Origin of the sequence: Pseudomonas sp. SORGH_AS_0211 (assembly GCF_031453455.1) — a bacterium.
Taxonomy (GTDB): domain Bacteria; phylum Pseudomonadota; class Gammaproteobacteria; order Pseudomonadales; family Pseudomonadaceae; genus Chryseomonas; species Chryseomonas aestiva.
Map to the genome: position 1 here is coordinate 378675 of NZ_JAVIZV010000001.1, position 13985 is coordinate 392659.

The 13985-nt window shown below is 65.9% G+C and carries 6 protein-coding genes and 1 pseudogene; 1 reads left to right on the forward strand and 6 read right to left on the reverse strand.

The window, feature by feature from the left end:
* Nucleotides 1-177: 177 nt before the first annotated feature.
* The 3 genes from selO to QE393_RS01775 all read right to left on the reverse strand — a co-directional run bounded on the left by selO (nucleotide 178) and on the right by QE393_RS01775 (nucleotide 6990).
* Nucleotides 178-1638: a protein adenylyltransferase SelO gene (gene selO / locus QE393_RS01765; RefSeq protein ID WP_273809816.1), complete on the reverse strand. Its 1461-nt coding sequence runs from the start codon at nucleotides 1636-1638 to the stop codon at nucleotides 178-180.
* A gap of 169 nt (nucleotides 1639-1807) precedes the next feature.
* Nucleotides 1808-5152, reverse strand: a complete 3345-nt coding sequence (gene mscK / locus QE393_RS01770) for a mechanosensitive channel MscK (protein WP_273809814.1) — start codon at nucleotides 5150-5152, stop codon at nucleotides 1808-1810.
* Between the two features lie 98 nt (nucleotides 5153-5250).
* Complete coding sequence (locus QE393_RS01775) at nucleotides 5251-6990, reverse strand: potassium/proton antiporter (protein ID WP_273809812.1); 1740 nt, start codon at nucleotides 6988-6990, stop codon at nucleotides 5251-5253.
* Between the two features lie 129 nt (nucleotides 6991-7119).
* Here QE393_RS01775 and QE393_RS01780 point away from each other — a divergent pair, with 129 nt between their 5' ends.
* The gene (locus QE393_RS01780; protein WP_273809811.1) at nucleotides 7120-7956 is read left to right on the forward strand and encodes a 23S rRNA (adenine(2030)-N(6))-methyltransferase RlmJ; all 837 of its coding nucleotides are present in this window, start codon (nucleotides 7120-7122) and stop codon (nucleotides 7954-7956) included.
* A gap of 391 nt (nucleotides 7957-8347) precedes the next feature.
* Here the strand turns inward: QE393_RS01780 and msrA are convergent, their stop codons facing one another.
* The 3 genes and pseudogenes from msrA to aceF form a co-directional block, all read right to left on the reverse strand.
* Nucleotides 8348-9007: a peptide-methionine (S)-S-oxide reductase MsrA gene (gene msrA, locus QE393_RS01785; RefSeq protein WP_158889466.1), complete on the reverse strand. Its 660-nt coding sequence runs from the start codon at nucleotides 9005-9007 to the stop codon at nucleotides 8348-8350.
* Between the two features lie 81 nt (nucleotides 9008-9088).
* Complete coding sequence (locus QE393_RS01790; protein ID WP_273809807.1) at nucleotides 9089-11695, reverse strand: bifunctional diguanylate cyclase/phosphodiesterase; 2607 nt, start codon at nucleotides 11693-11695, stop codon at nucleotides 9089-9091.
* Nucleotides 11696-11977: 282 nt separating this feature from the next.
* Nucleotides 11978-13967 (reverse strand): annotated as a pseudogene (gene aceF / locus QE393_RS01795) (dihydrolipoyllysine-residue acetyltransferase).
* Between the last annotated feature and the right edge of the window lie 18 nt (nucleotides 13968-13985).

The following is a 13985-nucleotide window of genomic DNA, read 5'->3' on the forward strand; positions in this document are numbered from 1 at the left end:
AGTCTGCTGCGCGTCGGCCAGACGGCGTTGAAAAGCCCTTCAGAATGCTCATTTGCTATTCGTAAACGCGTTCGCGAGCCCGGTCCGCTTCTTCAGGTCTTTTCGTGGGGCCGCCTAGGCCTTGTTTGGCTCTAGCTCGCGAGACTTTGAACAGCCTCTGAGTGCCGACGCTTGGTTTCAGGACGAGCAGCTGATCTCCAGGTGCTTGCCCCAGTCCGGCGGCCGCTGGGCGAAGCGTTCGCGTCCCGGCTGAGCCTCGAAGGGGCGTGACAGCAGCTCGTGCAGCAGGCGCACCTCGCGGTAGTCGCCCGCTTCGGCCTGCTCGATGGCCTGCTGGGCCAGGTAATTGCGCAGTACATACAGCGGATTGACCGCATTCATGCGTGCGGTGCGGTCGGCTGCCGTACCGCCTTCGGCCTCCAGGCGCGCGCGATAGGCCTGGCTCCAGGCGTCGAAGCCGCGCAGGTCGATGAAGTCCTCGCGCACCCGGGCCAGCGCCGCGGCGGGTTCGTCTTCGCCCAGGTGGCGGAAGAAAAGGTGATAGTCCACGCCGCCCTGCTGCATCAGGGCCAGCAGGCGCTCGACCAGCTCCTGGTCTTCTTCACGCGCGTCCTGCAGACCCAGCCGACGGCGCATCAGGTCGAGATAGTGTGCCTGGTACAGCGGCAGGAAGAGGGCAATGCTCTCCTGCAGCGTCTCCACCGCCACCTTGGGCGTCAGCGCCTGGGCCAGGGCCGCCAGGTTCCAGTGGGCGATGGGCACCTGGTTGCTGTAGGAGTAGCGCCCGGTGTGATCGGAATGGTTGCAGATGAACTGGGCGTCGAAGTCGTCGAGAAAGGCGAAGGGGCCGAAATCGAAGGTGAGACCCAGGATCGAGAAATTGTCGGTGTTCATCACTCCGTGGCAGAAGCCATAGGCCTGCCAGTGGGCGATCAGCCGGGCGTTGCGCTCCACCACCTCGCGGAACAGCGCGGCCCAGGGCTCGGGCGTCGTCAGCAATTCGGGGAAGTGCGCGGCCAGCACATGCTCGCCCAGCTGCTCCAGCAGCTGATGCTGGCGGGTGTAGTAGAAGTATTCGAAATGGCCGAAGCGCACATGGCTGGGGGCCATGCGCAGCAGGGTGGCACCGGTTTCCAGCCGCTCGCGCACCACCTGGGTGGCGGAGCCGATCACGCACAGGGCGCGGGTGGTCGGGATACCCAGGGCGTGCAGGGCCTCGGAAGCGAGGAATTCGCGGATGGAAGACCGCAGCACGGCGCGGCCGTCGCCCATGCGCGAGAAGGGCGTGAGACCGGCACCCTTGAGGTGCAGGTCCCAGTGCTCGCCGCGGTCGTTGACCGCCTCGCCCAGCAGCAGGCCGCGGCCATCGCCGAGGCGTGGGTTGTAGGAGCCGAACTGATGACCGGAATAGACCATGGCCCGGGGCTCGGCGCTGTCCCAGAGCTGGGCCCCGGCGAACACCTGGGTGAATTCGGGCGTCTCGGCCACTGCCGGGTCCAGGTCCAGCAGCGCCATCGCCGCGGGCGAGGCAACCACCAGCCGCGGATCGTCCAGCGGCCGAGGGTCGATATGGGTGGAGAAGTCATCGCCCAGGCGGGCGAATCTGTTGTCGAAGGTCAGGTCGAGCAGCTGTTTCATGGGTATCCCAGGGGCTGTAGAGCCTGTTCACAATCTCGCGAGCTAGAGCCAAATAAGGCGAAAATGGCGGAGGAAGCGGAGTTTACGAGTGGTAAATGAGCATTCCGAAGCCATTTTCAACGCAGTTTGGCCGACGCGCAGCAGATTGTGGACAGGCTCTTGGGGGCCGTCAGGCCTTGGATGGCTTGGGATCCTCGGCCTCCTGCTGGGCATCCCCTTCAGATAGGAGAGGCTTTTTACCCAGTTGTTTCTCCGCTCCGTGTCGATTCTTCAGGGTGATTTCCATCTGCGGCGTGGACAGCAGGTTGATGCCGGCCTCGCGCAGCAGTTGGTCGACCCGGCGAATCAGCTCGTCGGTGGCGGCGCTGCGATCGCCCAGTTCCCGGACATAGATGCGCAGTTCGTGATCGAGGGTGGTGGCGCCATAGTGGGTGACGAACAGCGAGGGTTCGGGATCGTGCAGGACTCGCGCATTCTCCTTCACCGCCTGCATGATCAGCTGTTGCGCCTGGGCCAGGTCGCTGCCGCGATTGACGCCGAAGGTCAGCACGATACGGGTGACGGTGTCGGTCAGCGTCCAGTTGATCAGCTGGCTGGTGACGAAGGTCTTGTTCGGCACCACCACCGACTTGCGGTCGGCGTCGGTGATATGGGTGGCACGGATGCGGATCTTGTTTACCGTGCCGGTCACGTTGCCGATGGTGATGAGATCGCCGACGCGCACCGGGCGCTCGAAGAGGATGATCAGACCGGAGATGAAGTTACCGAAGATCTCCTGCAGACCGAAACCCAGACCGACCGAGAGGGCGGTGGCCAGCCACTGCAGCTTGTCCCAGCTCACCCCCAGCGTCGCCAGGGTGGTCACGGTGCCGAAGCCGACGATGACGTAGGACAGCAGGGTGGTGGTGGCGTAGGCGCTGCCCTGGGCCAGATTCAGGCGTGACAGCACCAGCACCTCCAGCAGGCCAGGCAGGTTGCGCGCCAGGGCGACGGTGAGGCCGGCGATCACCAGGGCGATGATGAACACCCGCAGCGTCAGGGGGACCTGGGTGGCGGCGGCGCCGGTACCGCTGGTGTACTGGTAGAGGGTGACGTTGTCCAGGTAGGAGAACACCGCCACCACGTCGGCCCAGACCAGGTAGAGCACGCCGAGGAAGGCCAGCAGCAGGGTCAGGCGCAACAGCCGCGAGGACTGCTGGTTGACCTGTTCCATGTCCAGGGTCGGCTCCTGCACCACCTCGACGCCCTCGGCGTCTTCCTGCTGCGCCTGGCGCTTCTGGATGGCGCGCTGGTAGGCCAGGCGCCGTGCGGCCACGCTCAGGCCACGGGCCAGGGTGGCTTCGAGGATGATCCAGGCCATCAGTACATAGAGGGTGTCCACCAGGCGATCGGTGAGCTTGAGCGCGGTGTAGTAGTAGCCAAAGAGCACGGCGAAGAACAGCACGGCCGGAATGGCGGTGATCATCAGGCCGAGCAGCAGGCGAAAGAACGGCAGCCGCTCGCGGGCGGTGGCATTGAGCAGGGAGCGACCGAGCATCCAGGCGAGGCTGGCATAGGCGACCAGGACGATGAGGATGCCGAGGACGTCGTCGGCGAGGCCGGCGAGCTGGCGCTCGGCGATGGCCACCACCGCCATCAGCGCCAGGGCCAGCAGCCCCACCCGTCTGACCAGCCGGCGCAGCGACTGCGCCTGGGGCCGGGCCCAGCGGAAGTGGGTCTCGGCCACGCCGCCGGAGGCCAGCAGGCGATACACCGTGTAGAACACCAGCCAGCCGGCGGCGATTTCCAGCAGCGCCGCGCCGATGGCGGCGTTGACCCCGCGTTCGTCACCCTCCAGGGCCACGCCGCCCAGCCACAGCACCAGGCTCGCCGGCAGGCCCAGCAGGATGGTGAGCAGGATCGCCTGGGGCGTATGCAACTGGCTGTCGCGCTGATAGTGGCCGATGTCCTGGTTGAGCTTGCTGACCCGTCCATAGAGGCGCGGGCGCTGCCAGATCAGGGTGGCGAAGGCCAGCACCAGCGGCAGCAGCAGCAGCGGTCGCTCGGCCAGGCCGACATAGAGTTCATGCAGGCTGGAGCCCCAGGGCACGTCGCGCAGCTGCTGCAGCAGCTTGCGCGGCGCGGTCTTGACCCAGTTCCAGTCCAGCGGCTTGTTGCTGGGAATCCAGAACATCTGCTCGTCGAGGGTGCCGCGCAGGCTGGTGATGGTGCTGCGCAGCTGGTTCTGGTTGAGCTGCAGGTCGATGGATTCGCTGAGCAGGGCATTGAGTTCGGTGTTGAGGCGCTCCTGCAGTTCGCTACGAGTCTTGAGCAGATCGAGCAGTTGCTGACGCAGCTGCGGGGTGGCCTTTTCCGGCGGCTGCTGGGCCAGCAGGGTGTCGACGTAGCCTTCCGGATTGGCGATCTGGGCGCGCTGCTGATTGAGCTCGAACTGATAGAGGCGCAGATCGGCGATGTCGTCGGTGAGGTCCTTGTTGACCTTGACCGAGGGCAGCGCCGCCCGCTGCTGATAGAGCAGCTTGGACAGCAGCACGCTGCCCTTGAGCACGCCGATCTGCTGTTCCATGTTTTCGGTGGTCTGCTTGAGCTGATCCAGCTGCTGACGCGACTCGAGATTGCGGCGATTGAGGTCGTTGAGGCGATCCGTGGCGCGCAGCAGGTAGTCCGACAGCTGCAGATTGAGTCCGGTCTCCTGGGACAGCACATCGTCCCCGGCGGTCTTTTCCGATTCGCGAGAGGCTTCGGCCAGGGTCTTTTCCGATTGCTGACGGCGCTTGCCGCTGATCAGCGTCTGCAGGTCCAGGGTCTCCTGCTCGTAGCGCTTGACCTGCTCGGTGAAGAGTTCGCGGCGGATGGCCCCCAGATCCTGCAGCACGCTGTTGCCGCCCAGTTCCTGGCGCAGCAGCTGGATCTGCGCATTGGCGGCCGCCTGTTCCGCCAGCAATTGACCGCGTCGCTCGGCGGTGAGCGGCTTGGCGTTCTCGCGCCCGTTCTTGAGCAGATCGGCGATCTGCTGCAGGCGCGTCTGCAGATTGGCGATGTCCACCTGGGCGCGTTCGGGGCGGGTCTGGGCATTGATCACCAGACTGTTGGCCGCATTGAGGTCGTCCTGCACGCTGTTGAGCGCCAGGCTGGTCTCGCTCAGGCGCTGCTCCAGCGCCTGGGGGGTGGCGCCGGCATAGCGCTGTTGGGCCGGTTTGATGGGCTCGGCGCGCAGCCGCGCCAGTTGCCGCTGGGCGTCCTTGGTCTGTTGCGGCGCCTGGGCCAGTTGCTGGCGCAGATCGGCCAGCTGCTTGACGTACTGGTCACGCTGGTCGAGCAGCTTCAGGGTCTGCTGCAGACTGTCCTGGGCGGCGCTCTGCTCGGGGGCGGGCAGCTTGCGATCGGCCAACTGGGTCAGATTCTGCTGCACCTGCTGGGCATCCGGCGGCCCGGAGTCCTGAGCCACGGCGGGAAGGGTGAACAGGCAACCGCAGAGAGCGGCGGCGCGAAGCAGAGCGGACAGGCGTTGCATGCGGCGGGCGTCGGGCAGTGGAAAGGCGCGAGGTTAAAGCGGCGCTGCCAAGGGCGCAAGATAGCGCTTTCCAGGGCGCGAACCCTGTTCATCCACGGTTAAAGAAAGAGTGCGGGCCCGCTGCTGCGGCCTTCGGGAAACTTCACGCCGACCTTGCGCACGCGTTTGTTCTCGATGGCCGCGACGATCCAGACCAGGCCGTTCCATTCCACCAGGTCGCCCACGATGGGTTCGCCGCCGATCTCGTGGGTGATGAAGGCGCCGAGGCGCTGGTTGCCGTCCACCTCGCCCAGTTGCAGGCCGTACAGCGCGGCCACGGCGCTGAGTTCGGCGTCGGCTTCCAGGACGAAGTCGCCGAAGAATCTCTGGGTCTGCTGCGGCGCCTGGCTGAACAGCCGGCCCAGGGCTGGCAGATCGTGTTCATGGCCGACCACGCAGAGGATGTCCCCGGCTTCCAGGGTGGTACTGCCGGAGGGGTGCAGCAGGGTCTCGCCGCGGAACAGCGCGGCGATACGGGTACCCTCGGGCATCTTCAGCTCGCGCAGGGCGGCGCCGATGCACCATTTTTCGGCGCCGAGGCGATAGATGAACAGCTCCCATTCGCTGGTCGGATGGACCTGCAGACCGGCACGGGAGAAGGGCGCCGGCTCCGGTGGCACCGTCACCTTGAGCAGCTTGGCCGCCAGCGGCAGGCTGGAGCCCTGCACCAGTAGCGACACCAGCACGATGAAGAAGGCCACGTTGAAGAACAGCTGGGCCTGGGGCAGCCCGGCCATCATCGGGAACACCGCCAGGATGATGGGGACCGCGCCGCGCAGCCCGACCCAGGCGATAAAGGCCTTTTCGCGATCGTGGAAGGCGCGGAAGGGCAGCAGGCCGATGGCCACCGACAGCGGGCGGGCGACCAGGATCATCCACAGCGCCAGGCCGAGGGCGGGCAGGGCGATGGGCAGCAGGTTGTGCGGCTCCACCAGCAGGCCCAGCACCAGGAACATGCCGATCTGCGCCAGCCAGGCCATGCCGTCGAGCATGTGCAGCATGCCGTGGCGGCTGCGGATCGGCAGATTGCCCATCAGCAGACCGGCCAGGTAGACCGCGAGGATGCCACTGCCATGGGCGGTATTGGTCAGGGCGAAGATCAGCAGGCCACCGCTGATCGCCAGCAGCGGATAGAGGCCGTCGGCGAGGTGGATGCGGTTGATCAGCTGCAGCAGCAGCCAGCCACCGCCCAGGCCGATCACCCCGCCGATGGCGAATTCGCTGACGAAATGGCCGAGCAGACTCCAGCTGAAGCCACTCTGGCCACTGGCGAGCATCTCGATCAGGGTGACGGTGAGAAACACCGCCATGGGGTCGTTGCTGCCGGATTCGATTTCCAGGGTCGCGGTGACCCGTTCGTTGAGGCCGCGACCGCCGAGCAGGGAAAACACCGCCGCGGCATCGGTGGAGCCAACGATGGCGCCGATCAGCAAGCCCTGCAGCAGGCTGAGATCGAACAGCCAGGCGGCGGCGACCCCGGTCAGGCCGGTGGTGATCATCACCCCCACGGTGGCGAGCGACAGCGCCGGCCAGAGCGCTACCCGGAAACTCGACACCCGGGTGCGCATGCCGCCGTCGAGCAGGATCACCGCCAGCGCCAGGTTACCCACCAGGTAGGCCATCGGATAGTTGTCGAAGGCGATGTGACCGGGACCGTCGATGCCGGCGAACATGCCGACCACCAGGAAGATCACCAGAATCGGGATGCCGACCCGCGAGGAAATCGAGCTGACCAGAATCGACAGGCCGATCAGCACCGCACCGATCAAGAACAAGCTGTTGATGGTGACAGCGTCCAAGCGTGACTCCTGGGGTAAAGAATTGAAGAACCAGGGGATTTAACCCGCTGGGTGGCCGGGGTGTCAAAGCGCGACGCCGCTGGCGCCCGAGGAAGACGGTACACTGTAGGGCTGACGCTGGAGTATCCCATGAATTACCGACACGCCTTCCACGCCGGCAATCACGCCGATGTCTTCAAGCACGCCACCCTGTTGCGCCTGGCCGCGCTGCTGGCACGCAAGGAGACGCCCTTCGCCTATCTGGACAGCCATTCCGGCGTCGGTCGCTATGACCTGGCCGGCGATCAGGCCAGTCGTACCGACGAATGGCGCGAAGGCATCGGACGGCTGTGGGCCCTGGAGTCCGCGCCGGCGGCCTTTGTCGGCTATCGCGAGGCGGTGGCGGCGCTCAATCCCGACGGCGCGCTGCGCTACTACCCCGGCTCGCCAGAACTGATGCGCCAGGCCCTGCGTCCCCAGGATCGCCTGCTGCTCAACGAGCTGCATCCGGAGGATGGTCGCCTGCTCAAGGAAAACATGGCCCGTGATCGCCGGGTCGCGGTGCATCAGAAGGATGGCTGGCTGTTGCCGCGGGCGCTGCTGCCGGTCCCCGAGCGCCGGGCCTTGCTGCTGATCGATCCGCCCTTCGAGAAGGCCGACGAGCTGGAGCGTTGCGTCAAGGCGGTCGCGGAGGCCATCGGCCGGATGCGCCAGACGGTGATCATGCTCTGGTATCCGATCAAGGATCGCCGCCAGCTCAGACGCTTTCATGCCGGTCTGCAGGCCAGCGGCGCGCCCAAGCTGCTCAACGTCGAGTTGCTGATCCGTGCGGCAGAGGATCCCACCCGGCTCAATGGCTCGGGGTTGGCCATCGTCAATCCGCCGTGGGGCCTGGAAGAAGAATTGCGTGACTTGCTGCCCTGGCTGGCCGAGCACCTGGCCCAGGGCGAAGGCAGCTGGCGGCTGGACTGGCTGATCGCGGAATAGCGAAGCCCGGCGCCGTTGGGCTTCGCTGCGCTCAACCCAACCTACGAGAGCAGCGTGGCGTAGGTTGGGTTGAGGCGGCTCCATCGCCGAAGCCCAACAGGGCGGAATCGCGCCCGGGCAACGTTGGGCTTCGCTGCGCTCAACCCAACCTACGGGATGGTTTGGCGTAGGTTGGGTTGAGGCCGCCTCATCGCCGAAGCCCAACAGGGCGGAATCGAGCCTGGGCAGCGTTGGGCTTCGCTGCGCTCAACCCAACCTACGAGCAACGTTGGCGTAGGTTGGGTTGAGGCAGCTCTACCGCCGAAGCCCAACAGAGCGGAGTCGAGCCTGGGGCTGTTGGGCTTCGCTGCGCTCAACCCAACCTACGGATTGGGGTTGAGGCGGCTCGGGATCAGACCGCCAGGCTGGGCGGCAGGCAGACGCCGGTACCGGCCAGGCCGCAATAGCCGTTGGGATTCTTGGCCAGGTACTGCTGGTGATAGGCCTCGGCGTAGTAGAAGGGCGGCAGCGGGGCGATCTCGGTGGTGATCTCGCCATAACCGGCCTCGGCCAGTTGCGCCTGGAAGGCGGCCTGACTGGCTTCGAAGGCTTCCCGCTGACTGTCGTCGGTGTAATACAGCGCCGAGCGATACTGGGTGCCGACGTCGTTGCCCTGGCGCATGCCCTGGGTCGGATCGTGGGCTTCCCAGAAGATCTTCAGCAGCGCCTCCAGCGAGGTCTGGGCCGGATCGAACACCACCAGCACCACCTCGGTATGACCGGTCAGGCCCGAGCACACCTCTTCGTAGGTCGGATTGGGGGTATGGCCGCCGGCATAGCCCGCCGCCGTGGTCCAGACGCCTGGCTGTTGCCAGAAGCGCCGCTCGACGCCCCAGAAGCAGCCCATGCCCACCACCAGACTCTGCAGACCGGTAGGGAAGGGGCCTTGCAACGGATTGCCGTTGACATAGTGGGCCGCGGGCACGGCCATGGCCGTCTCGCGGCCGGGCAGCGCCTGCTCGGCGGCGGGCAGATGAGTCTTCTTGGTCAGGATTTCGGAACGCAGGACCATGGGATACCTCGAGGGAAAGGGCCAGGCGAAAAGCTCAGTGTACGCAAAATCGCAGCAGCGGGGTCGAGTCCGCGCGGCGGGTCAGCGCGTCGGCAGGTAACGCGCCAGGGCGGCGTCGAGCTGGTCGGCCGGGATGGGCTTGTCGAACAGATAGCCCTGGCCGATATCGCAGCGATGGTGGCGCAGGAAAGCCAGCTGTTCGGTCGTCTCGATGCCCTCGGCAACCACCTGCAGCCGCAGGTTGTGGGCCATGGCGATCACCGCGGAGGTGATTTCCATGTCGTCCTGGTTGTCCGGGATGTCCTTGATGAAACTCCTGTCGATCTTGATGACGTCGATGGGGAATTTTTTCAAGTAGCTGAGCGACGAATAACCGGTGCCGAAGTCATCCATCGCCAGGCTCATGCCCAGGCGCTTGAGGGCTTCGAGGGTGTTGCGGGTGGCGTCGGTGGCATCCAGCAAGAGGCTTTCGGTCAGTTCCAGCTCCAGACGCTTGGGCGCGATGCCCTCCTCGTCGAGGATGGTGACAAAGGACTGCACCAAGTCGGGATCGGTGAATTGCTTGGGCGACAGGTTGATGGCGATCTGCAGATCGTCGAAGCCGGCGGCGTCGAGGCGATGCAGCTGGCGGCAGACCTCGCGGATGACCCATTTGCCGATGGGCACGATGAGCCCGGTTTCCTCGGCGATGCTGATGAACTGGTCCGGGCGGATCATGCCCTTTTCCGGGTGCTGCCAGCGGATCAGGGCTTCCAGGCCGAGTAGCTTGGCGCGTTTCAGGCAGACCTTGGGCTGGTAGTGCACCAGCAGTTCGTTCTGTTCCAGGGCACGGCGCAGGTTGTTCTGCACGAACAGCTTGTTGCTGGCCTCGGCGATCAGCGCCTCGGTGAACACCTGGACCTGATGGCCGCCGGTGGCCTTGGCTCTGTGCAGGGCGAGGCCGGCGTGCTTGATCAGGGTCTGCGGATCGGTCTCGTGCGGCCGCGCGGTGGTCAGGCCGATCGAGCAACTGATCAGGGTCGGGTGGCCCTCCACATAGAGTGGCGGATCCAGGGCCACCAGGGTGTCGCGGGCCAGGCTGTCAGCGGATACCGCGTCCATGCCTTCGAGCAGCACGGCGAATTCGTTGCTGGCGATGCGGGCGATCAGTGCGCCCTTGCCCAGGGCGCTGCGCAGGCGCCGGGCCAGACCCACCAGCAACTGGTCGCCGATGCGATGACCGAGGCTGTCGTTGACTCTCTTGAAATTGTCGACGTCCACCAGTAGCAGCGAGTGTTCGCGGCTCGGACTGGACTGCTCCAGGCGCGCTTCCAGCCGGGCGATGAAGTGGTTGCGGTTGGCCAGCCCGGTGAGGCTGTCGCGAAACACCAGTTCGTCGTTGTGCTGCTGGGCGAAGCGGGTCTTGCTGGTGTCCTGGAAGATGCCCAGATAGCCCTGCAGGTCGCCATTGGGCTGCTGGATCTTGGACAGCGACAGCTGGCCCCAGTAGGTCTCGCCGTCGCGACGATAGCAGCGCAGTTCGCCTTGCCAGCTGTCCTGGTGCGCCAACCGCTGCCAGGCTTCGTAGAGCAGCTCGCCCCAGTTTTCCAGGGCTGGCAGGGATTCGACGTGCAGGCCCTGCAGCTTGCCGATGGGGTATCCGGTGATCCGCGCGAAGCTGTCGGTGGCGTGCTCCAGGCAACCGCCGGCATCCAGCAGCAGGAAGGCATCGTTGCTGGCTTCCATCACCCGGGTCAGGGGGTGGGGGACCTTGGGCAGGCGCTCCGGCTGCTGGAGGAGGGCGGCCAGGCACTCCGCCAGGCTGCGGGCGAAGGTGACGTCCTCGGCTTCCCAGGTGGCCGCACGGTCCCGTCGCAGGCAGAGCAGACCGATCAGCTGATTGTCATGCAGCAGCGCCACGTCCAGCGCCGTTCCGCCCCCGGTATGGGGCGGGTGCAGCACCTGACTGGCGTCTTCGATCACGCCCTGCTCGCGCAACCGGCGCCGGTGGTCGCTGCACAGCGTCGGCAGGCGCTCTTCCTTGCACAGGGTGACGAGGCCATTGCCCTCGTAACGCCACAGGCCGAGTTCGTCCGCGGCAAAGGCGGCCGGGCCCTCTGCACGCAGCAGTTGCACCAGTTCGTCGTCGACCGGTGCCTGGCGCAGGGCCAGCCGGGACAGCTCGAGCAGCAGGGTCTGCCGCGCCTGGGCCATCCCCAGCCGTTGCTGGCTGTGGTCCTGGCTGTCCTGCAGAAGTGCCAGGGTGGAGCGCAGGGCCAGGTTGTGGGCTTCCCATTCGCCGGCCAGGGCATCGTCGTTCATCACCCGCAGCAGATAGCCGCGCAGCAGGGGGCGACCATGGCGCTGCAGGCTTTCGCCCACCTCGACCACCTGGTACGGGGCCGTAGGGGAGTGGAACAGGTAGCGCACCTGATAGCTGCCGTGCTCGGCGAGTTGCAGCTGGATGTCTTCGTGCAGGCGATGACGGACGCTGGGCTCCATCAGGCTGGCATAGGGGGCATCGATGAGCGAGCACAGCGCCTGGGCGGGCAGGCCAAGGCTGGCTTCACAGCGGGAATCGAGATAGAGCATCGCCCAGGAGGCTTCATTCAGACGCTCGAAGCGCAGCAAGCCCAATCGGGCGGGAGCGCTGAGCGCGCCCGCCTGATCGGCTACCGCGGCATCGGCAGCATCGGAGTGAATACTCATGCGAGGGTCCGCGTCCTTGTGAAGACGGAAAGATGTCCTAGGTTTATCGGAAAGGACAGACAAATCATTAATCCTTTTTCCTTTCCGCCTCGCCAGCACGCTGGGATGGCTGTCAAGGTTGCCCGATAGAGGTGGGCCCATGCAAGGGGCGGCACTCGGGGCGCCCATCCTACCTTTTTCCTGGATCTTTCGGTTGATCTGGCAGCAAAAACCCCGCCTGAGCGGGGTTCTTGCGCTACACCGGAAGACGGTAGCGGGAAGCCGTTACCGTCCTGTGGCGGCTTACAGCAGCAGGCTACGGATTTCCGCCAGCAGATCGCCCAGGCGCTTGGTGAAGCGCGCGGCGGCAGCCCCGTTGATCACGCGGTGATCGTAGGACAGCGACAGCGGCAGCATCAGGCGCGGCTGGAAGGCCTTGCCGTCCCAGACCGGCTGCATGCTGGCCTTGGACACCCCGAGGATCGCCACTTCCGGAGCATTGACGATCGGCGTGAAGCCGGTACCGCCGATGTGACCCAGGCTGGAGATGGTGAAGCAGGCGCCCTGCATGTCGTCACCGCTGAGCTTCTTGGTCCGCGCCTTTTCCGCCAGCTGGGCGGCTTCGGCGGCGAGTTGCAGGAGGCTCTTCTGGGTCGACGTTGCGGATGACCGGGACCAGCAGGCCGTCCGGGGTGTCCACGGCGAAGCCGATGTGCACGTACTTCTTGCGGATCACCGCCTTGCCGCTGGGGGCCAGGGAGGCGTTGAAGTCCGGCAGTTCCCTGAGCACATGGGCGCAGGCCTTGAGCAGGAACGGCAGGATGGTCAGCTTGACGCCGGCCTTTTCCGCCACGGCTTTCTGGCCGACCCGGAAGGCTTCCAGATCGGTCACGTCGGACTGGTCGAACTGGGTGACGTGGGGCACGTTCAGCCAGCTGCGATGCAGGTTGTTGGCGCCGACCTGCATGAGGCGCGTCATCGGCACCTCTTCGATCTCGCCGAACTTGCTGAAGTCCACGGTGGGAATCGGCGGGATGCCGGCGCCACCGGTGGCCCCTGCAGCCGCGGCCGGAGCCGCCTTGCTCTTCTGCAGCTGATCCTTGACGTAGGTCTGGACGTCTTCCTTGAGAATGCGACCCTTGGGACCGGTCGGGGTGACCTCGCCCAGATCGACGCCGAACTCGCGGGCGACCATGCGTACGGCCGGACCGGCATGGACCTTCTTGCCCTTGCCGGCGGCAGGTGCGCTGGCGGGAGCGGCGGCCTTGGCCGGAGCCTCGGCTTTCTTCTCGGCAGACGGCGCGCTGGCGGCGGCGTTGCCGGCAGCCGGCTTGGCCGCCTGCTTGGGCACGGCACCGGCCACCTTCAGGGTCAGGATCAGATCGCCGGTCTTGGCCTGGTCATTGACCTTGATGGCGACGCTTTCCACCACGCCCGCCTTGGGCGCCGGGATTTCCATGCTGGCCTTGTCGGACTCCAGCACGATCAGCGACTGCTCGGCCTTGACCTGGTCACCGGCCTTGACCAGCACCTCGATGACGTTGGCACTGCCGGTGGAGCCGATGTCGGGGACCTTGATCTCCTCGACCGATTCACCAGCCGGCTCGGCGGCGGCTTCCTCGTGCAGCTCGGGTTCGGCGGCTTCCTTGGCGGGCTTGTCGCCGGCCTTGGATTCGACGCTCTTGCTCGGCTTGGCATTGGCTGCGCCCTTGAGGACCAGGATCAGATCGCCGGTGCCCACTTCGTCGCCGACCTTGACGGAAACGCTCTCCACCACGCCGGCGGCGGGGGAGGGGATTTCCATGCTGGCCTTGTCGGATTCCAGGGTGATCAGCGTCTGCTCGGCGGCGATGGTGTCGCCGGGCTTGACCGCCACCTCGATGATGCTGGCCTTGCCGCTGGAGCCGATGTCCGGAACGTGAATTTCCTGGGACTCGCCTTCGCCGGCGGACGCCGAAGCGTCCTCGTCGCCGGCCGGCGTCGGGGTTTCGCTTTCCTCGACCTGGGTCTGCTTGGACTCGGCCTTGGGCTCGGCGGCGGGTTCGCTGCCGGTGGCGGCGTCCTCGCCTTCCAGGTCGATCAGCAGATCACCGGTCTTGAGGGTGTCGCCGACCTTGATGTGCAGGGCGGCGATCTTGCCGGCCTTGGGGGCCGGAATCTCCATGCTGGCCTTGTCGGACTCCAGCACCACCAGGCTCTGTTCGGCCTCGACGGTATCGCCGACCTTCACCAGCAGCTCGATGACTTCGCCGTCGCCACTGCCGATGTCGGGTACGCGGATGGTCTCGCTCACAGTTGTTTCCTCTTATCC

Coding starts and splice junctions, on each gene's coding strand:
- mscK (WP_273809814.1), bottom strand. CDS start 5,152: ATGCAACGCCTGTCCGCTCTGCTTCGCGCCGCCGCTCTCTGCGGTTGC.
- QE393_RS01780 (WP_273809811.1), top strand. CDS start 7,120: ATGAATTACCGACACGCCTTCCACGCCGGCAATCACGCCGATGTCTTC.
- QE393_RS01790 (WP_273809807.1), bottom strand. CDS start 11,695: ATGAGTATTCACTCCGATGCTGCCGATGCCGCGGTAGCCGATCAGGCG.
- selO (WP_273809816.1), bottom strand. CDS start 1,638: ATGAAACAGCTGCTCGACCTGACCTTCGACAACAGATTCGCCCGCCTG.
- msrA (WP_158889466.1), bottom strand. CDS start 9,007: ATGGTCCTGCGTTCCGAAATCCTGACCAAGAAGACTCATCTGCCCGCC.